This is a genomic window from Streptomyces sp. NPDC060028 (assembly GCF_042736725.1).
Taxonomy (GTDB): Bacteria; Actinomycetota; Actinomycetes; order Streptomycetales; family Streptomycetaceae; genus Streptomyces.
On the sequence record NZ_JBHWVJ010000019.1, the window covers coordinates 74,679 to 97,788 of the forward strand.

Annotated in this window: 16 protein-coding genes and 1 pseudogene; 7 read left to right on the forward strand and 10 right to left on the reverse strand. The window is 71.9% G+C overall.

Annotated elements, in window-relative coordinates:
* Positions 1-66: 66 nt before the first annotated feature.
* The 3 genes from ACFWBF_RS12725 to ACFWBF_RS12735 form a co-directional block, all read right to left on the reverse strand.
* Positions 67-5,049 (reverse strand): NAD-glutamate dehydrogenase, encoded by a 4,983-nt coding sequence (locus ACFWBF_RS12725; RefSeq protein WP_385599480.1) that lies wholly within the window; start codon positions 5,047-5,049, stop codon positions 67-69.
* 356 nt (positions 5,050-5,405) lie between these two features.
* Complete coding sequence (locus ACFWBF_RS12730) at positions 5,406-6,086, reverse strand: HAD family hydrolase (protein ID WP_385599483.1); 681 nt, start codon at positions 6,084-6,086, stop codon at positions 5,406-5,408.
* Positions 6,083-6,583, reverse strand: a complete 501-nt coding sequence (locus tag ACFWBF_RS12735; protein WP_385599486.1) for a DUF6912 family protein — start codon at positions 6,581-6,583, stop codon at positions 6,083-6,085. The genes ACFWBF_RS12730 and ACFWBF_RS12735 overlap by 4 nt, the downstream gene beginning before the upstream one ends.
* A gap of 281 nt (positions 6,584-6,864) precedes the next feature.
* Between ACFWBF_RS12735 and ACFWBF_RS12740 the strand changes: the two genes are divergently transcribed.
* A complete protein-coding gene (locus tag ACFWBF_RS12740) occupies positions 6,865-7,254 on the forward strand; it encodes an Rv3235 family protein (RefSeq protein WP_385599489.1) in 390 nt (129 codons plus the stop codon).
* 125 nt (positions 7,255-7,379) lie between these two features.
* On the opposite strand, the gene secA is transcribed toward ACFWBF_RS12740, so the two are convergent.
* Positions 7,380-10,157 carry a preprotein translocase subunit SecA gene (gene secA, locus ACFWBF_RS12745; RefSeq protein WP_385599492.1) on the reverse strand — a complete coding sequence of 926 codons (2,778 nt, stop codon included), beginning with the start codon at positions 10,155-10,157 and terminating at the stop codon, positions 7,380-7,382.
* A gap of 226 nt (positions 10,158-10,383) precedes the next feature.
* On the opposite strand from secA, the gene ACFWBF_RS12750 reads away from it, so the two are divergent.
* The 3 genes from ACFWBF_RS12750 to ACFWBF_RS12760 are packed head-to-tail and all read left to right on the forward strand — an operon-like array spanning position 10,384 to position 12,776.
* Positions 10,384-10,968 carry a GNAT family N-acetyltransferase gene (locus ACFWBF_RS12750; protein ID WP_385599495.1) on the forward strand — a complete coding sequence of 195 codons (585 nt, stop codon included), beginning with the start codon at positions 10,384-10,386 and terminating at the stop codon, positions 10,966-10,968.
* Positions 10,969-10,990: 22 nt separating this feature from the next.
* On the forward strand, positions 10,991-11,587 hold the full coding sequence (locus ACFWBF_RS12755) for a GNAT family N-acetyltransferase (protein ID WP_385599498.1): 597 nt from the start codon (positions 10,991-10,993) through the stop codon (positions 11,585-11,587).
* Between the two features lie 10 nt (positions 11,588-11,597).
* Positions 11,598-12,776: a winged helix-turn-helix domain-containing protein gene (locus ACFWBF_RS12760; protein WP_385599501.1), complete on the forward strand. Its 1,179-nt coding sequence runs from the start codon at positions 11,598-11,600 to the stop codon at positions 12,774-12,776.
* 112 nt (positions 12,777-12,888) lie between these two features.
* Here ACFWBF_RS12760 and ACFWBF_RS12765 read toward each other — a convergent pair whose 3' ends face one another.
* The 6 genes from ACFWBF_RS12765 to mtrA form a co-directional block, all read right to left on the reverse strand.
* Positions 12,889-13,629, reverse strand: coding sequence for a response regulator (locus tag ACFWBF_RS12765; RefSeq protein ID WP_385235103.1), 741 nt, complete (start codon positions 13,627-13,629; stop codon positions 12,889-12,891).
* A gap of 201 nt (positions 13,630-13,830) precedes the next feature.
* Complete coding sequence (hpf, locus tag ACFWBF_RS12770) at positions 13,831-14,529, reverse strand: ribosome hibernation-promoting factor, HPF/YfiA family (protein ID WP_385599504.1); 699 nt, start codon at positions 14,527-14,529, stop codon at positions 13,831-13,833.
* A gap of 351 nt (positions 14,530-14,880) precedes the next feature.
* Complete coding sequence (locus ACFWBF_RS12775; RefSeq protein ID WP_385599507.1) at positions 14,881-15,627, reverse strand: ComF family protein; 747 nt, start codon at positions 15,625-15,627, stop codon at positions 14,881-14,883.
* An 87-nt stretch (positions 15,628-15,714) separates the two neighbouring features.
* On the reverse strand, positions 15,715-17,601 hold the full coding sequence (locus ACFWBF_RS12780) for an LpqB family beta-propeller domain-containing protein (protein ID WP_385599510.1): 1,887 nt from the start codon (positions 17,599-17,601) through the stop codon (positions 15,715-15,717).
* Entirely contained in the window at positions 17,591-19,603 is a 2,013-nt protein-coding gene (mtrB, locus tag ACFWBF_RS12785; RefSeq protein ID WP_385599513.1) for an MtrAB system histidine kinase MtrB, read from the reverse strand. The genes ACFWBF_RS12780 and mtrB overlap by 11 nt, the downstream gene beginning before the upstream one ends.
* On the reverse strand, positions 19,575-20,264 hold the full coding sequence (gene mtrA / locus ACFWBF_RS12790) for a two-component system response regulator MtrA (protein ID WP_189747360.1): 690 nt from the start codon (positions 20,262-20,264) through the stop codon (positions 19,575-19,577). The genes mtrB and mtrA overlap by 29 nt, the downstream gene beginning before the upstream one ends.
* A 236-nt stretch (positions 20,265-20,500) precedes the next feature.
* Here mtrA and ACFWBF_RS12795 point away from each other — a divergent pair, with 236 nt between their 5' ends.
* The 3 genes and pseudogenes from ACFWBF_RS12795 to ACFWBF_RS12805 form a co-directional block, all read left to right on the forward strand.
* The gene (locus ACFWBF_RS12795) at positions 20,501-21,817 is read left to right on the forward strand and encodes a hypothetical protein (RefSeq protein WP_385599516.1); all 1,317 of its coding nucleotides are present in this window, start codon (positions 20,501-20,503) and stop codon (positions 21,815-21,817) included.
* An 18-nt stretch (positions 21,818-21,835) separates the two neighbouring features.
* Entirely contained in the window at positions 21,836-22,471 is a 636-nt protein-coding gene (locus ACFWBF_RS12800; protein ID WP_385599519.1) for a DUF4129 domain-containing protein, read from the forward strand.
* Positions 22,468-23,110 (forward strand): annotated as a pseudogene (locus ACFWBF_RS12805) (hypothetical protein); the annotation flags it as partial. The gene ACFWBF_RS12800 and the pseudogene ACFWBF_RS12805, both read left to right, overlap by 4 nt.

Consider the following 23,110-nt stretch of genomic DNA (forward strand, 5'->3'; position numbering starts at 1 on the left):
CGAGGGCGGGCGGCCCGGGATCTGATGGTCCCGGGCCGCCCGCCCTCGTACCGTTTCGACCGCGTACTAGCTGTGCGCGCGCAGCAGCGAGCGCATCGTGCGCATCGCCACCGACAGGTTCGCCAGGTCGAAGTCGTCCGACCCCTGGATCTCCTCCAGCGTGGTCCGGGCCCGGCCGATGATCGCCGCGTTCTTCTCCTCCCAGGCCTTGAACCGCTCCTCGGGAGTCGACGTGCCGTCGCCCACCGCCAGCACATCGGCCGTCAGGGCCGCGTGCGCCGCGAACAGGTCCTCGCGGATGGAGGCGCGGGCCATGGACTGCCAGCGGTCCGACCGCGGCAGCTCGATGATCCGGTCCATCAGCTGGGTGATGCCGAGGCGGTCGGCGAGGTCGTAGTAGACCTCGGCGACGTCCAGCGGGTCCACACCGGTGCGGTCGGCGATCGCCACGATGTCCAGCGTCGGGAAGGCGGAGGAGAAGCCGGCCACCTTGGCCGCCAGCTCCTCCGGCACGCCCTCGCCGATCAGCTCGTCCATGATCGACTCGTACCACTCCAGGTCCGCGCCGCGCGCCAGCTTCGGCAGCTCCGACCAGACCTTCGTGACCCGCTCCGAGAAGAACTCGATGGTCTCGGTGATCTGGAGCGGCTGCGGCCGGTTGTTCAGCAGCCAGCGGGTGCCGCGCTCGACCAGACGCCGCGAGTGCAGCCGGATCCGGGTCTGGACGTCGGCGGCCACCTTGTTGTCGAGTGCCTCGACCGCGTCCCACACCTCGGCCAGGCCGAAGATCTCGCGGGCCGAGAGCTGCGCCCGCACGATCTCCTCCAGGGAGGCCCCGGTCTCCTCGCGCAGGCGGTGCAGGAAGGTCGAACCACCGGTGTTGACGGTGTCGTTGACCAGGACCGTGGTGATGATCTCGCGGCGCAGCGCGTGCCCGTCGACCTGCTCGGGGAACCTCGCGCGCAGGGCGCCGGGGAAGTACTCGTGCAGCAGGTGGCGCAGGTACGGGTCGTCCGGCAGCTCGGTGGTGATGAGCTCGTCCGCCACCGTGATCTTGGTGTAGGCGAAGAGGACGGCCAGCTCCGGCTGGGTCAGGCCCCTGCCGGTGTTCAGCAGCTCGCGGATCTGCCGGTCGTTGGGCAGGAACTCCAGCGCGCGGTCCAGCAGCCCGTCACGGCCCAGGCGGCGCATGAAGCGCTGCTGGGCGTGGAGCAGGCTGGGGGCCTGGGCCGCGCCGTTGGCGAGCGCGACGTTCTGGGCGTAGTTGTTGCGCAGCACCAGGTGTCCGACCTCGTCGGTCATCTCGGCGAGGAACTTGTTGCGCTGCTTGACCGTCAGGTCGCCGTCGGTGACCACCGAGTTCAGCAGGATCTTGATGTTCACCTCGTGGTCGGAGGTGTCCACGCCCGCGCTGTTGTCGATGGCGTCGGTGTTGATCTTGCCGCCCTCGCCGCCGGCGCCGGTGCGGGCGAACTCGATGCGGCCGAGCTGGGTCAGGCCCAGGTTGCCGCCCTCGCCGATGACCTTGGCGCGGACGTCGCAGCCGCTGACGCGGATGGCGTCGTTGGCCTTGTCGCCGACGTCGGCGTGCGTCTCGGCGGTCGCCTTGACGTACGTGCCGATGCCGCCGTTCCACAGCAGGTCGACCGGGGCCTTCAGGATGGTCTGCATCAGCTCGGCCGGGGTCATCTTGGTGACGCCCGCCTCGATGCCGAGGGCCGCGCGGACCTGCGCGTTGAGCGGGATGGCCTTGGCGGTACGCGGGTGGATGCCACCGCCCGCGGACAGCAGCGCGGTGTCGTAGTCGGCCCACGAGGAGCGCGGCAGCTCGAAGAGGCGGCGGCGCTCCGCGTAGGAGGTGGCGGCGTCCGGGTTCGGGTCGATGAAGATGTGCCGGTGGTCGAAGGCGGCGACGAGGCGGATGTGCTCGGAGAGCAGCATGCCGTTGCCGAAGACGTCGCCGGACATGTCGCCGACGCCGACGACGGTGAAGTCCTGGGTCTGGGTGTCGTGGCCGAGCTCGCGGAAGTGCCGCTTGACGGACTCCCAGGCTCCGCGGGCGGTGATGCCCATGCCCTTGTGGTCGTAGCCGGCCGAACCGCCCGACGCGAACGCGTCGCCCAGCCAGAAGCCGTACGCCTCGGCGACACCGTTGGCGATGTCGGAGAAGGTCGCGGTGCCCTTGTCTGCGGCGACGACGAGGTAGGTGTCGTCCTCGTCGTGGCGGACCACGCCCGTGGGCGGCACGACCTCGCCGCCCACCATGTTGTCGGTGATGTCGAGCAGCGCCGAGATGAAGATCTTGTACGAGGCGATGCCCTCGGCGAGCCAGGCGTCGCGGTCCACCGACGGGTCCGGCAGGTTCTTGGCGACGAAGCCGCCCTTGGCGCCGACCGGCACGATGACGGTGTTCTTGACCATCTGCGCCTTGACCAGGCCGAGGATCTCCGTACGGAAGTCCTCGCGCCGGTCGGACCAGCGCAGGCCGCCGCGGGCGACCTTGCCGAAGCGCAGGTGGACGCCCTCGACGCGCGGGGAGTACACCCAGATCTCGAAGGCCGGACGCGGGGCCGGCAGCTCCGGGATGGCCTGCGGGTCGAACTTCATCGACACGTACGAGTGCTGCTCGCCCGCGGAGTTCAGCTGGAAGAAGTTGGTGCGCAGCGTCGCCTTGATGAGGGTGAGGAAGGACCGCAGGATCCGGTCCTCGTCCAGCGAGGCCACCTGGTCCAGGGCCCCGTCCAGCTCCTCCAGCATGGCGTCGATGAGCTCGGTGCCGGCGGACTGGCGGCCGGGCGACATCCGGGCCTCGAACAGCGAGACCAGCAGCCGGGTGGTGTGGACGTTGTTGCGGAGGGTGTCCTCCATGTAGTCCTGGCTGAAGGTGGCCCCGGCCTGGCGCAGGTACTTGGCGTACGCGCGCAGGACGACGGCCTGCCGCCAGGTGAGCCCGGCGCTCAGCACCAGGGTGTTGAAGTTGTCGTTCTCGGCGTCGCCCTGCCAGACCGCGGCGAAGGCGTCCTGGAAGCGCTCGCGGGCGTCGTCGCCGAGGTAGCCGGATGCCGCCGCGCCGTCGCCGTTCCCGTTCGAGGCGGGCATCCGCAGGCCGAAGTCGTAGATCCACGCGCTGACCCGGTCGGAGCGGCGCAGCTCGTACGGGCGCTCGTCGGTGACCTCGACGCCCAGGCGCTGCAGCACGGGCAGGACCGCGGAGAGCGAGACCTGCTCACCGGTGCGGTAGATCTTGAACCGGCGCTCACCGGGGCCCGCGCTGACGGGCTCGTACAGCGAGAGCGCGAACTCGCGGTCGCTGGCGGACAGCCGCTCCAGGTGGCACAGGTCGGCCACGGCCGCGCGCGGCGAGTGGTCGGCCTTGTAGCCCTCGGGGAAGGTGGTCCCGTAGCGGCGCAGCAGCTCGGCGGCGCGCTCCTCGCCCAGCTCGGCGACCAGGGCCTCGGCGAAGCCGTCGGCCCAGGAGCGGGCGGCCTCGACCAGGCGGCCCTCGATGCGCTCCACGTCGGCGTCGGTCAGGACGGGCAGCTCGGTGCCCTGCGGGACGCGGACGACGAAGTGGATGCGGGAGAGGATCGACTCGGTGTTCCAGGCGGTGAAGTCGACGCTGATGCCGTCGAGCTCCTCCTGCAGGATCGCGATCAGCCGCAGCCGCACACCGGTGGTGTAGCGGTCGCGCGGCAGGTAGACCAGCGCCGAGTAGTAGCGGCCGTACTCGTCCTGACGCAGGTACAGCCGCAGCCGGCGGCGCTCCTGGAGGTACAGGACGGAGGTGACGATCTCGCGGAGCTTGTCGACCGGAGTCTGGAACAGCTCGTCGCGCGGGTACGTCTCCAGGATCTGCAGCAGGTCGCGGCCGTCGTGGCTGGACGGCGCGAAGCCGGCGCCTTCGAGGACCTCGGCGACCTTGCGGCGGATGACGGGGACGCGTCGCACGGACTCGGTGTACGCGGCGGAGGAGAACAGGCCGAGGAAGCGGCGCTCGCCGACGACGTTGCCCTCGGCGTCGAACTTCTTCACGCCGACGTAGTCGAGGTACGAGGGGCGGTGCACGGTGGCACGGCTGTTGGCCTTCGTCAGCACCAGCAGGCGGTGCTCGCGGGCCTTGGCGCGGGCGTCGGCCGGCAGCCGGTTGAAGGACGGCGAGACGGGGTGGGCGTCCTCCTGGCCGCTGTGGTGCGGGTCGGAGCGCAGGATGCCGAGGCCGGTGCCGGGCACGGCGGCCAGGGCGTCGCCGTCGACCAGGTTGTACTCGCGGTAGCCGAGGAAGGTGAAGTGGTCGTCGGCGAGCCAGCGCAGCAGCTCACGGGCCTCTTCGAGCTCGTACTCGCGCAGGTCGGGCGCGGTCGGCTCGCCGGGCAGCTCGTCGGCGATGCGCAGCGCGGCGTCGCGCATCTTCTCCCAGTCCTCGACGGATTCCCGTACGTCGGACAGGACGCGCAGCAGGTCGGCGGTGATCTGCTTGAGGTCGGGGCGGTCGGTCTCGCGGTCGATCTCGACGTGGATCCAGGACTCCACGAGGGAGTCGTGGGGGCGCGCGGTCCTGGGGCCGTGCGCGTCGCAGTCGGGGCCGAGGATCTCGATCAGCTTGCCGGTGACGTCACGGCGCACGACGACCTGCGGGTGGATCACGACGTGGATGCCGCGTCCCTGGCGGGACAGCTCGTTGGTGACGCTGTCGACCAGGAAGGGCATGTCGTCCGTGACCACCTCGACGACGGAGTGGCTGGAGGTCCAGCCGTTCTCCTCGACCGTGGGGGTGTGCACCCGCACGTTGGCGGTGCCCTGCGGCCGGTTCTCCGCGAGCCGGTAGTGGGAGAGCGCTGCCCCGAACACGTCGACCGGATCCCGGTCCAAGAGGTCCTCGGGGGCGGTGTGCAGGTAGTAGCGCTGGAGGTAGGCGAGCATCGTGCCCTGGTCTGGACGCTCCCCTTGCTCGGACCCAGTCGGAAGTAGCCCCCCGGCCGGGCTGTTCTCAGCTACCCGTGCCGCCCGCGCGAGCAGCTCGGCCTTTGCTTCGTCCAGCTTGGTCTGCATGTCCTCTGGCTCCTGTCGCGCGCCATTGCGTGACGTAGGTGAAGGAAGGAATGGCATAGCACCGCGAGGCGGGGATTCCGTTCGGGATCGACGCTATGCCGTCGAGAGAGCCGACCGGGAGGGAATCAGCCATGATCGGCGAGAGGTCCCGGCAGCGGGGATCAGCGATGGCCCGGGCACGGTGGTGCGCCGGGCGCTGGCCGGAGGCTTCGGTGCCTCCGATGACTATCGCGCTGATCACGGGTACCAGGCTATCTCCCCTTACCCCCGACTCGTCATGAGCTGTATGTGTACAAATCCGGGGGTGGAACTTTGACACTCTGGACAGCGACGCGGAAGGCCGCGCGTGCCAGTAGCTATTCGGCCAGTTCACGAGCAGCGCGTACGGCGTCTGCCAGGGTGTCCACGACGGGCACACCGGCTGATTCCAGACTGCTGCGGCTGTGCGAACCGCCGGTGTAGAGCACGGCCCGGGCACCCACGTGCGCGGCGGCCAGCGCGTCGTCGACGGCGTCACCGATGAGGACCGTGCGCCCGGCCGCCACTCCCGCCCCCTCCAGGGCGGCCAGGTGGCGTACGAGGTGGCGCGCCTTGGTGGTGTGCGAGGGGCCCGTGCGGCCGTCGACGCGTAGGAAGTGCCGGTCGATGCCGTGCGCCTGCACGAGTGGCACGAGCTTCTCATGGGGCGCGAGGGACAGCAGCGACTGGGTCAGGCCGTCCGCCTGCCAGTCCCTGAGCAGCTCCCGGGCCCCTTCGGCGAGCCCGGCCGCGTCGGCGGCGGCCCAGTAGTACCGGTGGAAGGTGTCGTCCATGACGGCCCACTCGGCCTCGGTGGGCAGCCTGCCCATCAGCCGCTCGTAGAACTTCGGCACCGGTACGACGTACAGCTCGCGGTAGCGCTCCAGCGTGATCGGCGCGAACCCGAACTCGGCGAAGGAGGCGTTCGTCGCGGCTATGACGGCGTCGATGTCGTGCAGCAGGGTGCCGTTCCAGTCCCACACGATGTGGTGGGCGGCGGCGGTACGCGTCTGGCTCACTTCAGCAGCCCCGGGATCTCCTGGACCCCGAACCACAGCAGCTCGTGGTCCTCGGCGCCGTCGACGGTGAACTGCGCGTCGTCGTCCCCGGCGTCGGCGGCCGCCACGGCCGCGGCGGCGGCGCTGACGTCGCCCTGCGCGTCATCGGCGTCCACGTGCACGGCGGCGGCCACGGCCAGCCGCAGCGCCCCGGCGACGGCCACCTGGCCGAGGGTGGCCTCGTCGACCCCGGGGGTCGCGGTGGCGGCCTCGTCGGCCACGTCGAGCGCGATGACGACCCGGCGGCGCGGGGCGGCGGCGTCGGCCGCCAGGAGGCGCAGCGAGGCGGCCGCGGCCCGGCTCAGGGCCGCGTACTCCAGCTCCTCGATGTCGTCCGACACGTACCACTCGCGCAGCCCGGGGGTCACGGCGTACGCCTGCAGCGGGGCGGGACCCAGCTCGCCCGCCTTGTGCGCCTCGGCGAGCCCGGACAGGGTCAGGGGGACGTACACACGCATGGCCGGCTGCTTTCGGTAGTCGGAAACGCCCCCAGGATACGGCCGCGCGTCCCCCTTCGGGCTGCCGGGACCGGGCCCGACCGCGTCCACCGCGGACCCTCGCCGGGCTCGCCGGGCCGCCCGGGGGCGTCGGGCGGCACCTCTGATAGGTGAACGCGGTGCCGCCGGGGCGGGCCCCCTGGGGGCCGTTGCGGAGCGTGTTCGCGGGCCCGTAGAAGATCCCCTACTACGTTACCGCCCGGTACCGCACCCGGGCCCGGACTCCTCGGGGGACGACCATCATGACCAAGGCCAGGAGCACCACCCGTCCCCCCGGCCGCCACGACCAGCGCCGCCCGCCGACCCTCGTCCACCGCGGACCCCACCACTGGTTCGCCGAACGGCTGCTCGCGGTGCTCAGCGGCCGCCGGCCGGTGCACTCCCTCCTCGGGCACACCGTCGGCCCGGCGTACGAGCAGCTGGTCACCCTGGCGCCCGCGGACCCCTTCCGCAACCGGCTGTGCCCGGTCATCCGCCAGTGCGGCCGGTTCACCCCGGGCCCGGGCGTCATCGAGGCCTTCGCCCGCATCACGACGGGCGACCGCGTCTCGGCGATGGCCTTCCGCCTGGAACAGGGCCCCGACCTCCGCTGGCGCTGCGCGGCGGTCGAAATCCAGGGCCCCCGCCCATGACGCACCAGCCGGCCGGCAGCGGCGCCGCACCGGCACACACGACGCCGCCGGGGCCGGACACCACGTACGGTGTCCGGCCCCGGCGGGGTCACGCAAGCCCAGCAGGGCTGCTTCTCACAGCAGGGCTACTTCTTACGGCGACGCCCGCCGGAGGCCTTCTGCGCCTTGCGCCGCTCCGCCCGCGTCATCCCGTCGCCGTCGCCGGCCTCGTCCGCGTCGAAGTCGCCCTCGACCACGCCGCCCTCACCGTCCACCGTGGGAGCGGAGAAGTGCAGCCGGTCCGGCCGCTGCGGAGCGTCCAGACCCTTCGCACGGATCTCCGGACGCACCGCCGCCGGCGCGGCATCCTGTACCGGGAGCTCCTCGACGTGCTGCTCGACCTGGACCTCCAGGTTGAACAGGTAGCCGACCGACTCCTCCTTGATGCCCTCCTGCATGGCGTTGAACATGTCGAAGCCCTCGCGCTGGTACTCCACCAGCGGGTCCTTCTGGGCCATCGCCCGCAGGCCGATGCCCTCCTGCAGGTAGTCCATCTCGTACAGGTGCTCACGCCACTTGCGGTCCAGCACCGACAGCACCACGCGCCGCTCGAGCTCGCGCATGATCTCGGAGCCGAGCTGCTTCTCGCGCGCCTCGTACTGCTCGTGGATGTCGTCCTTGACGGACTCCGCGATGAACTCGGCGGTGATGCCCGCGCGGTCGCCCGCGGCCTCCTCCAGCTCCTCGATGGTGACCTTCACCGGGTAGAGCTGCCGGAAGGCGCCCCACAGGCGCTCCAGGTCCCACTCCTCGGCGAAGCCCTCGACCGTCTCGGCCGTGATGTAGGCGTCGATCGTGTCGTCCATCATGTGGCGGATCTGATCCTGGAGGTCCTCGCCCTCCAGGACGCGGCGGCGCTCCGCGTAGATGACCGTGCGCTGGTTGTTGAGCACCTCGTCGTACTTCAGGACGTTCTTGCGCGTCTCGAAGTTCTGGGTCTCGACCTGCGACTGGGCCGACGCGATCGCGCGCGTCACCATCTTGTTCTCGATCGGCACGTCGTCCGGCACGTTCGCCATCGACATGACGCGCTCGACCATCTGCGCCTTGAACAGCCGCATCAGGTCATCGCCGAGCGACAGGTAGAAACGGGACTCGCCCGGGTCGCCCTGTCGGCCGGAGCGGCCGCGCAGCTGGTTGTCGATACGGCGCGACTCGTGCCGCTCGGTGCCCAGCACGTACAGGCCGCCGAGCTCCTTGACCTCTTCGAACTCGGCCTTGACGGCCGCCTCGGCCCTGACGAGCGCCTCGGGCAGGGCGTGCGCCCACTCCTCGATGTGCTCCTCCGGGTCCAGGCCGCGCTGGCGCAGCTCGGCCTCGGCCAGGTCGTCGGGGTTGCCGCCGAGCTTGATGTCGGTACCGCGGCCGGCCATGTTCGTGGCGACCGTGACGGCGCCGCGGCGGCCGGCCTGCGCGACGATCGAGGCCTCGCGCTCGTGCTGCTTCGCGTTCAGCACCTCGTGGGGGATGCCGCGCTTGGAGAGCTGCTGCGAGAGGTACTCGGACTTCTCGACCGACGTCGTACCGACGAGGATCGGCTGGCCCTTCTCGTGCTTCTCCGCGATGTCGTCGACGACGGCGGCGAACTTCGCGACCTCGGTGCGGTAGATCAGGTCCGCCTGGTCCTTGCGGACCATGTCGCGGTTGGTCGGGATCGGGACGACACCGAGCTTGTAGATCTGGTGGAACTCGGCGGCCTCGGTCATGGCCGTACCGGTCATGCCCGACAGCTTCGAGTACAGGCGGAAGAAGTTCTGCAGGGTGATCGTGGCGAGGGTCTGGTTCTCGTCCTTGATGTCCACCCCTTCCTTCGCCTCGATCGCCTGGTGCATGCCCTCGTTGTAGCGGCGGCCGGCGAGGATACGGCCGGTGTGCTCGTCGACGATCATGACCTCGCCGTCGATGACGACGTAGTCCTTGTCCTTCTTGAACAGTTCCTTCGCCTTGATGGCGTTGTTCAGGTAACCGACGAGCGGGGTGTTCACCGACTCGTAGAGGTTCTCGATGCCGAGCCAGTCCTCGACCTTGGCGACACCCGTCTCGTGGATGGCGACCGTGCGCTTCTTCTCGTCGACCTCGTAGTCGCCGGTCTCCTCGATGCCCTTCAGCGGCTGGCCCGGCTCGCCCTTCTTCAGGCGGGTGACCAGCTTCGCGAAGTCGCCGTACCACTTCGTGGCCTGGTCGGCCGGGCCGGAGATGATCAGCGGGGTACGGGCCTCGTCGACGAGGATCGAGTCGACCTCGTCGACCACGGCGAAGTTGTGGCCGCGCTGGACCAGCTCGTCCTGCGACCACGCCATGTTGTCGCGCAGGTAGTCGAAGCCGAACTCGTTGTTCGTGCCGTACGTGATGTCCGCGGCGTACTGCTCCCGGCGCTGCGCGGGCGACATGTTCGCCAGGATGCAGCCGACCTCCAGGCCGAGGAACTTGTGCACCCGGCCCATCATCTCGGAGTCGCGCTCGGCCAGGTAGTCGTTCACCGTGATCAGGTGGACGCCCTTGTCGGACAGCGCGTTCAGGTAGGCGGGAAGCGTTCCGACGAGGGTCTTGCCCTCACCGGTCTTCATCTCGGCGACGTAGCCGAGGTGCAGCGCCGCGCCGCCCATGATCTGGACGTCGTAGTGCCGCTGCCCGAGGACGCGCTTGGCGGCCTCGCGAACGGTCGCGAAGGCCTCGGGCAGCAGGTCGTCCAGGCTCTCGCCGTCCTGGTAGCGCTGCTTGTACTCGTCCGTGAGCGCACGCAACTCGGCGTCGGAGAGGTTGACGAAGTCCTCTTCGATGGAGTTGACCTGGTCCGCGATGCGGTGCAGTTTGCGCAGGATCTTGCCTTCGCCTGCACGCATGAGCTTGTTGAAGACGGACACCGAGGTTTGTCTCCTTGCCGGTCGGGCCTGGCACTGTTTCGTACACGGGCACGGAGGGTGGGCCCCACCGCAACGGCCATCGTAAGCGAGGACGCGGTCGCGTCGGGAGGTCCGCACCATCCACAGGGCACGGGCGCCCTGAATGAGAACGTTCGAGAGCCGCCGAAGGTGCCGGGGCAGATGAAAAGTGTTCGCCCCCGGCGCAGCGGCGAACCAGAATCACCCCATGGAGCCCACCACACTGAACACCGCCCGACTGGACCTGCGCCCCTTCGGCCCGGCCGACGAGGACGAGGTCTTCGCCATCTGCCAGGACCCCGAGATCCAGCGCTGGACGATGGTTCCCTCCCCGTACGAACGCGCGCACGCCCACAGCTTCGTGGGCGAGCTGGTCCCCGGCGGCTGGCGCGACGACACCGGCTACTCCTTCGCCGTCCGCCTCGGCTCCGGCGGCCCGCTGGTCGCGGCCGTCGGCGTCCACGTGCACGAGGCCTTCGGGACGGACTCGTACGAGATCGGCTACTGGGCGGCCAAGGAACACCGCGGGCAGGGCTTCATGACCGAGGCCGTGACCGCCGTCGCCCGCTGGGCCTTCACCGGCCTGGGCGCCGTACGCCTGGAATGGCGCGCCGAGGTCGGCAACGCCGCCTCGCGAGCCGTCGCCGAGAAGGCCGGCTTCCGCGTCGAGGGACTCCTGCGGGCCTCCCTGCACCGCGCCGGCACCGTACGCGACTCCTGGGTGGGCGCCCTGCTCCCCTGCGACCTGGGCCTGACCCCCGCGCTGCCGTACCTGCCGTCGGCCGCCGACTAGCCGACCGACAGGATCAGGGCCCATGAAGCCGATCACGCTGACCACCGAACGCCTCGTGCTGCGCCCCCACACCCCCGAGGACGCCGCCGAGGTGCACTCCGCCTGCCAGGACCCCGAGATCCAGCGCTGGATCTCGGTGCCCGTCCCGTACGAGCCCGCCCACGCGCAGACCTACGTGACGCAGACCGTCCCGGCCGGATGGCGTGAGGACACCGCGTACAACTTCGCCGTACGGCTCGGGGCCGACGGCCCGCTCGTCGCCACGCTCGCCGTGCACCGGACGGGTTCGCACACCCACGAGATCGGGTACTGGACCGTCGCCGCGCACCGGGGCCGCGGCTACATGACCGAAGCCCTGCGGGCCGCCGTCCGCTGGGCATGCACCGAGGCGGGCGTCGTACGGCTGGTCTGGCGCGCCGCCGTCGCCAACGACGGCTCCCGCGCCGTCGCCGAGAAGGCGGGCTTCCTGATCGAGGGCGTCCAGCGCGCCGGCATGGAACACGACGGCACGCTGCTGGACTGCTGGGCCGGCGCCCTGCTCCCCTCGGACCTGGGCCTGCCCTCCCGCCTCCCGTACGAGCCCGCTGAAGCTCCTGTCAATGTCAGTGGCGCCGCCTAGGCTTCGGCGCATGAGCCTGCCGCCGCCGACCGTGTCCCTGTCCGCCGACGAGGCCCGCCGGATCGCCCTGCGCGCGCAGGGCTTCCTCGGGGCGCCCGACCGCAAGGGCGGGGTCCGCGGCGTGCTGCGGCACCTGGGCGCCGTCCAGCTCGACACGATCTCCGTGCTGGCCCGCTCGCACGAGCTCATCCCGTACGCACGTCTGGGCGCCGTCGGCCGGACCGCGGTGGAGCAGGCCTACTGGTCGGACCGGCACGCCTTCGAGTACTGGTCGCACGCGGCCTGCATCCTGCCCATCGAGGAATGGCCGCACTTCGCCTTCCGCCGCCGCGCCCGCCGCGCGCGCGGCCACCGCTGGCACGTCCTGCAGGACAAGGAGCGCTCGACGAAGGCGGTCCTCGACCGGCTCCGGGCCGACGGCCCGCTGACCTCCACCGAGCTGGGCGGCGCCAAGAACGGCGGCGAGTGGTTCGAGTGGTCCGAGACCAAGATCGCGGTGGAGTGGCTGCTCGACACCGGCGAGGTGGTGTGCAGCGAGCGCCGCGGCTGGAAGCGGGTCTACGACCTGCCCGAGCGGGCCGTCCCCGACGCGCTGCTCCACGACGACCTGGACGACCGCGAGTGCCTGCGGCGCCTCGTCGCCCTCGCCGGCCGGTCCCTCGGCGTCGGCACCCGCGCCGACATCGCGGACTACCACCGCCTCAAGGGCGAGGAGTTCGACGCCGTGGTCGAGGACTCCGGGCTGGTCCCGGTCGAGGTCGAGGGCTGGTCCAAGCCGGCCTGGGCCGACCCCGCGGCCCTCGCGACCGCGCCGCGCGGCCGCCACCGCACGACCCTCCTGTCCCCGTTCGACTCACTGGTCTGGGACCGGCCGCGCACCGAGCGGATCTTCGGCTTCACGCACCGCCTGGAGGCGTACGTCCCCAAGCCCAGGCGGATACACGGCTACTTCGCGATGCCGCTGCTGGCCGGCGGCCGGCTCCAGGGCCGCGTCGACCCCGGCCGCGAGGGCACCACCCTGGTGGCCCGCCAGCTCTCCCTGACGTCCCCGAAGGCCGCCGGGGCCATGGCCGAGGCCCTGTGGGAGGCCGCCCGGTGGGTGGGGTGCGACTCCGTCCGCGTCGAGCGCGCGGGCTCACCCGCGGAATCCGCGGCGGTCACGGCCGAGCTGACGGCACTGGGCGCGTAGCCCAGGCGTTTTGGCCCTGCCCGGCGGATCCAGCCCCGCCGGCGTGTGAGGCGCGGGGGTCCGGGGGCAGGGCCCCGGCGACGGCGCTGCACACGCTCACGGCCAGAGGCGGCTAACGGATCTCCAGGATCTTCTCGCGCATCGCGTAGACCACCGCCTCCATCCTGGAGTGCAGTTGCAGCTTCTCCAGGATGTTGCGCACGTGGTTCTTCACGGTGTTCTCGGAGATGAACAGCTCCTTGGCGATGTCCCGGTTGTTCATGCCGGTGGCCACCAGCTTCAGGACCTCCAGCTCCCGGTCCGTCAGCCGCGGCGCCGGCACCAGCCGCCGCTCGTCGGTGCGCTGGATCATCGACTTGAACTCGGTCAGCAGCTTCGACGCCATGGACGGGCTGATCTGCGACTGCCCGTCCGCCACCGCGCGGATCGCCGTCGCAACCTCGTCCGTCGAGATCTCCTTCAGCAGGTACCCCGTCGCACCCGCCTTGATCGCGTCGTAGAGGTCGGCCTCCTCGTCGCTGATCGTCAGCATGATGATCTTCGCGGAGGGCGCCACCTCCTTGATGGACGTGCACGCCTCGATCCCGCCGCGCCTGGGCATCCGTACGTCCATCAGCACGATGTCCGGCAGCAGGTCGGCCGCCTTGTCCACCGCCTCCGCGCCGTCCCCGGCCTCGCCGACGACCTGGATGTCCTCCTCCTGCGCGAGCACGATCTCCAGGCCGCGCCGGAACAGCGCGTGGTCGTCGACCACGAGCACCCGGATCGGTTCCCCGGCCGGCTCTCCCGCCGGCTCCCCTCCACGGCAGCCCGCACCGTCGTCACCACGCACCGGCCCGAAGCTGTCCGCCATCGTTCCTCCCCCTGCACCGCATGTGCTGAGCTGTGGGCCAATCCGACGGGGGCGGCCGCCGGTTGACTGACCGCCATGATTCCATGCCCACACGACCGTACGGGGAGCCGGCGGATACCGGCCGACTGATACAAGTCATACGGGTGCCCCCGCGAACGCCGAAGCGTCCGACGGGGGCACCACGCGAAACCGTGCCCGGCGTCAGCCGCCGAGCGCACCGCCCGCGCCCGCGCCGTCGAGCTCACCCGAGCTGGACGCCGTGTCGGCGTTGAGGTGGATCACGCCGTAGTCGTAGCCGTGGCGCCGGTAGACGACGCTGGGCATCTTGGTGTCGGAGTCGACGAAGAGGTAGAAGTCGTGGCCGACCAGCTCCATCTCGTACAGAGCCTGGTCGAGCGACATGGGTGCGGCCGAGTGGGTCTTCTCGCGGACCACGAGGGGGCCTTCGCCCTGTACCTCCAGCGACCCGATGCGGGTGGTCGGGATCGCGCCCGCCTTCTCCTCGGAGACCGGCTCGCCGTTGCCGTTCAGGGTCGCGGCGTCCGGCACCACGTCGGCGACCTCCGCCGCCGAGAGGCGGCCGGCGCCGCGGCGGGTGTGGCGCTTGTCGTGCTGCTTGCGCAGCCGGGCCTCCAGCTTGTCCTGTGCGAGGTCGAGCGCCGCGTACGGGTCGGCGGCGGCGGCTTCGGCACGGATCACCGGGCCCCGCGAGCGCAGGGTGATCTCCACGCGGTCGGAACGGTCGGCCTGGCGCGGGTTGTGCTCCTTGGACACCTCGACGTCCAAGCTGATCACCTTGGCGTCGAGCTTCTGGATCCGCTCCGGATTCAGCTTCTCGGCCACGTGCTTGCGGAACCGGTCGGGCACCTCGGTCTTGCGGCCCTTGACGACGATGTCCACGCAGAACTCCGTTCCCGGATAGCTCCGCCTCAGGGGCGAAGCGTCTCCCTTTCGCACCAGACTCCGGTGAACACCGGAGCCTCGGACTTGGCGACTTTCACCTCCTCCTCCCCCATCGGCAAGATCTACACCCCACCGACTTCGGAGTCGAGAGACAGCCTCTGACACGAAGGATCCGAAACATTCGAAACGTGCGATCCGATGCGTGGGGCCCAAGGCTCGCCAGTTCCTCACAACCGAACATATCCCTCTATGCCGGTTGTCGGCACCCGCTACCGGAACGTACCTCCGTTCAGGTGGCACTTCCCTCTTACTACCTGCAACGATGCGCCTTCCCCTCCGGTTCCAAATCTATTCACAACTTTTTTGCCCTGTACGAGTCGCGGACCGGATCCGATCGAACGAGTTCACGGGAACGGCGACCACCGCCGCGCCCGTCACCGGACCGATGTCCGCCGCGCGCAGCGCCCGCGCCGCCTCCGCGAGAGTGGCTCCGGTGGTCATCAGGTCGTCGACGAGCACGATCCGAGCCGCCCCCGCCGTCAGCGGCGCCGCGCCCCGGCAGGCCTCCAGGGCCCCCGCGAGGTTCTCCCGGCGCCCCCGGGCCCCCAGGCCCGCCTGGTCGGCCACCTCCCGCCGCAGCCGCAGTACGGGCGCCACGCGCGCGCGAACCCCCGCCCGGCGCAGCCGCGCCGAAGCCGCCAGCGCGATCCGCCGCGCCGGATCGTGCCCGCGCGCCCGGACCTGCCGCCGCGCGGAGGGCACCGGGACCAGGACCACCTCCCCCGCCCCGCCCCTACCCCCACCCGCACCGCCCGCCCGGACCGCTGCCGCCAGGGCCCCGCCCAGCGCTCCGGCCAGCGCGAGCGCCCCGCGCTCCTTGTGGGCCAGTACGACGTCCCGTACGGCCCCCTCGTACGCGGCGGAGGCATACACCCGCGGCAGCCCCGCCGGGCACGGAGACGGCCGTACACACCGCGCCCCGGCCCCGCTCAGCGCCGACCGGCACCCACCGCACAGCAGCACCCGGGCCGCGCCGCAGCCGGCGCAGTCCACCGGCAGGACCAGCCCGGCGAGCTCCTGCCACCACCCCCGCATGGCCACCACTGTGCCGCGGGCGGGCGCGGCGCCACCACCCCTGTGGACAACTCCGGACCGGGGTGGAAACCGCAGGTCGGATCCGGGTCAGCCCGGATAGACCGGGGCCCTGCCGCCGGCCGCCACCGTGCGCCACTGCGCCCCCGGCGGCAGCCACACGATCCCGTCCTCGTCCGAGGACCCGACCACCGGCTTCTTCTCGTCCTCGGTCGCCGCGACCGCCTTCAGCCCGCTCGCCCCGGGCAGTCCGGCCGCCACCATCGAGCCGTCCGCCAGCATGTAGCGGGCCTGCACCAGCCCGCCGCTCTCCCGGCCCACCACCAGCAGCCGGCCCCGCGGCGCCCAGCTCATCGCGTCCACGTCCGCCATCTGCGGGGCCGCCGGGCGCAGCTCGCGCACCGACACCGCCGAAACGTCCCTCTTGGCGTCGGGCCGCTCCACCCGCCCGATGAACAGGTTCTTGCCGCCCTCCCCCTGCACCAGCATCGCGAGGCGCACCCCGTCCGGGGAGGCCTTCAGCGCGGTGATCCGCCCGCCGTCGAGCCCGGCGACCTGCACCTTCTCGGGGGTCCCGGTGCCGCCGGGCACGCGCCACAGCGCCGGGTTCTGCTGGTCCTGGTCGGCGACCCACAGGTCCCCGGCCGCGTCCCAGGTGGGCGCGGTCAGTCCGTTCGGCTTGGCGCCCTTGCTGGTCAGCAGCGGCTGCGGCATGGGACCGGTGTTCGTCAGGTTCACCACGTACAGGCCACGGCCGTCCTCCGACACCACCGCCGCGCGCTTCTCGCCGTACGCCACGCCCGCCGTGCCCACCTTGAAGGAGGGGTTGGCCGCCAGCGGTCCGGGAGCGAGCGCGGGCTGGTCCTGCTGGTCCTCCTTGTTGGCGTCGAGGTTCAGCCGCTGGAGGTGGTACTCGCCGTCCACGTAGTACTGGTGCTCCGGAGGCAGCGGCCGGTTGGCGTTCACGGCCGCCCCCGCCTCGGTCACCGAGCACAGCGAGGACTTGTCCGAACGGAACAGTTCGACCCGGTCCACCCGCTGGCTGCCCGTCAGGTCCTTGACGGTGTAGAGGAGTTGCGTCGCCATCTTCTGGCACTGCGGCTGCGCGACGTTGTCGGCCTTGTCGTTGAGCGGCACGCGCAGCGTGTTCTGGCCGTCGTACGCAAGGGACTTGGTGCCCTCGCGCAGCTCCGTTCCGGTGGGGAAGCTGGAGGAGGCCACCGGGCCCAGCCACTTGGACGGGCCCGCCAGCAGCGACTGCACGGTCTGCGTCGTCGGGTCCATCCGCGAGTCGGGATCGCTGCGCTGGCGCACGTAGACGGGATCGGCGACGAGCGTGTTGCCCGCGAAGTAGAACTTGTTGACCGGCATGTACATGCGCTCGAAGTCGGACTGGCTCAGCACGAGGCTGCTGGGCGGGGTCGCGATCCGCCACTGCTTGTTCTCCTGCGCGAGCTGCAGGAACTCCTCGTAGCGCCGCCCGCCGGCCTCCGGCTGGTACGCGCTGCGCTCGTCCACCGTGGCGAGCCGTTTGCCCGTCACCTTGAAGCGGGGCCCCGCGGGATCCTTCTCGCCCTGTACGGAGAACCGGTCGAGTCCGGCCGCGAGCACGGTGACGGCCGTGCCCGGCTTCCAGTTCTTCGCGGCTTCCTCGGTGAGGTACTTGCGGGCGGTCTGCTGCTGCGGGTCGTCGCTGGTCATGGCCTCCAGGAAGCCGTCGACGATCTCCTGCGGGCTGGCCTTGTCGGCCGGCGGTACCCCGAAGACGCGGACCTGGGAGTCCACGCCCTGCGAGGCCTGCACCGGCCGGATCTCACCGTGGTCGGGCATGGAGGCGCAGCCGGCCAGCAGCAGCCCGACCGCGCCCAGGGCGGCGTACGACCGCAGGCCGCGCGGGCTCCGCGGCCCGAGCAGGGTGCGCAGACCGCGCGGGCTCCGTACGCCGCGCACGCGCGCGGCCCGGGTCTCAGCGTCCATCCGCTCCACCTGCTCCGTTCTCCTGGTCGCCCTGCTCGGCGGGGCCGCTCTGGTCCGCCTGCCGCGTCACGACCCGGGCCCCGCTGCCCGGCAGCGCCGTCGGGTCGGCGGGCACCGCCGCCGCCCCGGCCACGGGCGACCGCGGCGGTATCGGCGAGCGGTCCGCGGGCTCCGCGGGCCTGACGGGCGCCCCTGTGGCCGCCGCGTCCGCGACGGCCCTGGCCCGGTTGGCCCGCGAGTCCTCGGGCTCCAGCGGGATGGGCGAGCCCCGCAGCGGCTCGTCGGCGGTGCGGGGCAGGGTCAGGCGGAACTGCGAACCGCCCCCCGGCTCGCCCCACGCCTGGAGCCAGCCGCCGTGCAGCCGGGCGTCCTCGACGGCGATGGACAGGCCCAGGCCCGTACCGCCGGTCGTGCGCGCCCGGGCCGGGTCGGCCCGCCAGAAGCGGTTGAAGACACGGGTGGCCTCGCCGGGCTTGAGCCCGACGCCGTAGTCCCGTACGGCCACGGCGACGGCCCCGCCCGCGGACGCGAGCCGCACCACGACGTCGCGGCCCTCGCCGTGCTCGACGGCGTTGACGACGAGGTTGCGCAGCACCCGCTCCACGCGCCGGGCGTCGGCCTCCGCTATGACCGGCTGGGAGTCGCCCAGGATCCGGATCCGGGTGCCCTTGTGCTCGGCGAGCGGCTCGGCGGCGTCGATGACGCGGCGTACGACGTCCCGCAGATCGATGGGCTCGGCCTCCAGCGCGGCGGCGCCCGCGTCGAACCGGCTGATCTCCAGCAGGTCGGCGAGCAGCGACTCGAAGCGGTCGAGCTGCCCGGCGAGGAGCTCGGCCGAGCGCGCGGTGACGGGGTCGAAGTCGACCCGGGCATCGTGGATGACGTCGGCGGCCATCCGTACCGTCGTGAGCGGGGTGCGCAGCTCGTGGGAGACGTCGGAGACGAAGCGGCGCTGCATCCGCGACAGGTCCTCCAGCTGCTGAATCTTGTTCTGGAGGTTTTGGGCCATCTTGTTGAAGGCCTCGCCCAAGCGGGCGATGTCGTCCTCGCCGGTGACCTTCATCCGCTCCTGGAGGCGGCCCGCCGAGAGCCGCTCGGCGATCCCGGCGGCCATCCGCACCGGGGTCACGATCTGGCGTACGACCAGCCAGGCGATGGCGCTGAGCAGCACCACGACGAAGAGGCCGGCGGTGGCGATGGTGCTCTTGACCAGGTTGAGGGACTCCTCCTCCTGCGTCAGCGGGAAGAGGTAGTACAGGTCGTACGGCTCGCCGTTGATGTCGGTGAGGCGCTTGCCGATGACCAGGGCGGGCTCGGGGGTCTTCTCCCCGGCGCCGGTGGTGTAGCGGATCTGGGCGAAGCCCTTGTAGGCGCCGGTGGCGTGGTTGACGGCCCGGCGCAGGGAGAGCGGGACGCTCGCCGTCGGGTCGACGTTGCCGGAGGCTCGGGCACCGCGGACCCCGGGCGCGCGGCCGGGGGGCTGCTCCTCGCCGGTGCCGGTGCCGGCCCCGAGCGCGGCGACCTCGAAGGCGGTCTGCCCGCCACTGGCGAGCTGTTTGACCAGGGAGTTCATCCAGGTGCTGGCGTCCCGGCCGACCTTGTTGTCGGTGGCGTCGGGCCCGTCGACCGTCGCGGGGGCGTTGGCCTTCTCCTGTGCGACCGCGAACCCTCCCGCGGCCTGGCTCTGCGCGGCCTCCTCCTTGGCGTCGAGGAGGCCCTTGCTGACCTGGGCGATGACGACGAAGCCGAGGGCGAGGACCACGGCCAGTGACATCAGCAGGGTGGCCGCGACCACCCGGAGCTGGATGTTGCGCCGCCAGATCCGGACAGCCGGAAGCAGCGGCCGTCGTACGAGGCGTACGAACAGCCGCAGCAGGGGGCCACCCGGTGCTCCGTCCGCGACGTGACGGAGCACCCGGCCGCCCCGCAGGGGTCCCCGGCGGGAACCGCTGCGGGGCGTGCCGGGCTGCACGTCAGCTCGGTCCGGCCTTGTAGCCGACACCGCGCACCGTCACGACGATCTCGGGGCGCTCCGGATCCTTCTCGACCTTGGAGCGCAGGCGCTGTACGTGCACGTTGACCAGGCGGGTGTCCGCAGCGTGCCGGTAGCCCCAGACCTGCTCCAGCAGCACCTCGCGGGTGAACACCTGCCAGGGCTTGCGCGCAAGGGCGACCAGCAGGTCGAACTCGAGCGGGGTCAGGGCGATGGAGGCACCGTCCCGCTTGACCGAGTGCCCGGCCACGTCGATGACCAGGTCACCGATGGCCAGCTGCTCGGGCGCGGGCTCCTCCGACCGGCGCAGGCGGGCCCGGATGCGGGCCACCAGCTCCTTGGGCTTGAACGGCTTGACGATGTAGTCGTCGGCCCCGGACTCCAGGCCCACGACGACGTCGACCGTGTCGCTCTTGGCCGTGAGCATGACGATCGGCACGCCGGACTCGGCCCGGATCAGCCTGCACACCTCTATGCCGTCCCGTCCGGGCAGCATGAGGTCGAGCAGCACCAGGTCCGGCTTCGCCTCCCGGAAGGCAGCAAGTGCCTTGTCACCGTCCGCTACGAACGACGGCTCAAAACCTTCTCCACGCAGCACAATGCCGAGCATCTCGGCCAGCGCGGTGTCGTCGTCGACGACAAGGACGCGTCCCTTCATGGTTGACATCATCCCATTAGCTAATCGTTACCCGGCGGTGAGCTGTCCCACAGCCAAAGGGGCTGGAAATCGACCCTCGGACCTGCGTGGTGATCAGAGCGACCAGTCTGCCCCGGATCCGCGCGACAATTGAAGGGTGCGGGCGGCCATGGATGGGGGACGGCTGGTCCGTATGACGTTCTCACATGGCACGATGACTGGCGGACCATGCGCCCCGCCTCCCCCGCAGTGCACGTGAAGGAGCGACGATGAACGACTCTCCGGGCTGGGCTACGCCCGGATCCTCCCCGTCCGACGGTGGTCAGGGGGCGGAGGGCGCAGGCGGCACACAGCCTCCCACGCAGCCCGCGCAGCCTGCCGGTGACCCGAAGTGGTCGGCCGAGCAGCCTCCGCCCGGCCAGTGGTCGAGCCCCGGCAGCAGCTCGGAAACCCCCGGCGCCGGTGCCACCAGCCCGACCACGCCGCCGCGACCGCAGCAGGGGGCGGGCTGGGGATCGTACGGCGGGCAGCAGGGCGGACAGCAGGGCTCCCAGTACGCGGGCCAGTACGGCTATCCGGGCGGCCCCGGCGCCCACTGGGGCAAGCCCGCGGCCGCCAAGCCCGGTGTGATCCCGCTGCGCCCGCTCGGCGTGGGCGAGATCCTCGACGGCGCGGTGGCCACCATGCGCAAGCACTGGCGCTCGGTCCTGCCGATCACCCTGGTCGTGGCCACGGTCGTGCAGCTGTTCAGCCTGCTCACGCAGAAGTACGCGCTGTCCGAGTTCGACGTCAGCTCGCAGCCGACGACCATGACCGAGGCCTTCGACACCCTCAGCGGCTCCCTGCTCGCCTCGGGCGCGGACCTGTTCATCCAGCTCGTCGGCTCCATCGTGGCCACCGCGATGCTCACGATGATCTTCAGCCGGGCGGTGCTCGGCAACGCCTCGTCCATCGGCGCCGCCTGGCGCGACGCCCGCCCGCAGCTGCCGAGGCTGCTCGGCCTGACCCTGATCCTGATGCTCGGCGCGATCCTGCTGATCGGCGTACTGGTCCTGCCCGGCATCCTCCTCGGCAGCTACGGCCTCGGCCTCCTCGGCGTCTTCGCGGGCCTCGGGATGGTCGTCTGGCTCTGGACCGCCCTCAGCCTGTCCTCGCCCGCCCTGATGCTCGAGAAGGCCTCGGTCTCCAAGGCCCTCGCCCGGTCCTGGAAGCTGGTCCGCGGCTCCTGGTGGCGCATCTTCGGCATCACCGCGCTCACCCAGCTGATCACCGCCTTCCTCTCCGGGATCATCGTGTTCCCGCTGACCGCACTGGGCCTGGCCCTCTTCGGCGGCGACATCGGCGCGCTCGCCGACGGCACCGGTGAGGCCGGCTGGGGCTACCTGATCCTCACGGCGATCGGCGTGGTCATCGCGCTGACGATCACCATGCCGATGCAGTCCGGCGTCACCGTCCTGCTCTACGTCGACCAGCGCATCCGCCGCGAGGCGCTCGACCTGGAGCTCGCCCGGGCCGCGGGCCTGGAGAACCACGGCGCGAACCACGGAACGGCCGCCACGCCACCGCCGGCGGGGGCCGGAGGCTGATGCGGGGATGATGCGGGGATGACGCGTACGGGGGGGCCGGTGACGCCGGGGCGCGACGCGGCCCGCGAGGCGGCCGAGCGCGAACTGTCGAAGCCGGTGTACCACCAGAACGACCCGGGCCTGCTCCAGCGCGCCATGAACCGGTTCTGGGAGTGGGTCGGCGACCTCTTCGACCGCGCCTCCGGGTCCGCCCCGGGCGGCACCCTGGGCCTGGTCGCCATCGCCGTCCTCGTCGCCCTGGCGGCCACCGCCCTGTGGTGGCGCCTCGGCACCCCCCGCCGCACCGCCGGCGGCCACGGCCACCTCTTCGACGAGGGCATCCGCAGCGCCGCCGACCACCGCGCCGCCGCCGAAGCCCACGCCACCGCGGGCCGCTGGACCGAAGCCGTACAGGAACGCATGCGCGCCGTCGTCCGCGCCCTGGAGGAACGCACCCTCCTCGACCCCCGCCCGGGCCGCACCGCCGACGAGGCCGCCGCCGAAGCCGCCGTCTCGCTCCCGGCCCACACGGCCGAACTCCGCGCCGCGGCCCGCACCTTCGACGAGGTCACCTACGGCGCCCGCCCGGGCACCCCCGACGCCTACGCCACCCTGCGCACCCTCGACGAAGCCCTGTCCCGAACGAAGCCCCTCCTGACAGGCCCCCGGTCATGACGCCGCCCACACCCGGCCCACTGCCGACCCCCGAAGACGCCCCAACCCCGGCCACCCCGCCGCCCACGGCCGCAGGCACACCCGCCCCGGGCAGCACGCCCCCGCCCAACCCGCCGCCCACACCGGGCAACACCACCGCGGACGGCCCGGCCCCGGCCACCCCGCCGCCGCCCGCAGCCGCAGGCACACCCGCCCAGGGCAGCACGCCCCCGCCCAACTCGTTGCCCACACCGGGCAACACCACCGCGGACGGCCCGGCCCCGGCCACCCCGTCGCCGCCCGCAGCCGCAGGCACACCCGCCCAGGGCAGCACGGCCCCGCCCACGCCGGGCAACACCGCCGCCGACGGCCCGGCCCCCGCCACCCCGCCGGCGCCCGCAGCCGAGGCGATACCGACGCCCGCCCCGGGCAGCACACTCGGCCCGGCCCCCGCGCGGAGCCGCACAGCCGCGCCCAGCCCCCTGCCCGGGGCCGACAGCACCCCGACGCCCCATCTGGCGCCGACGCCCGCACCCGGCGGCACCCCGGCGCCGGCCACCGCACCCGGCGGAACGCCCGCACCGGGCCCGTCGCCCGCACCCGCGCCCGCGCCCGGCGGAACACCCGCACCCGGCGGCACGCCCGCGCGCGGGCGCCCGG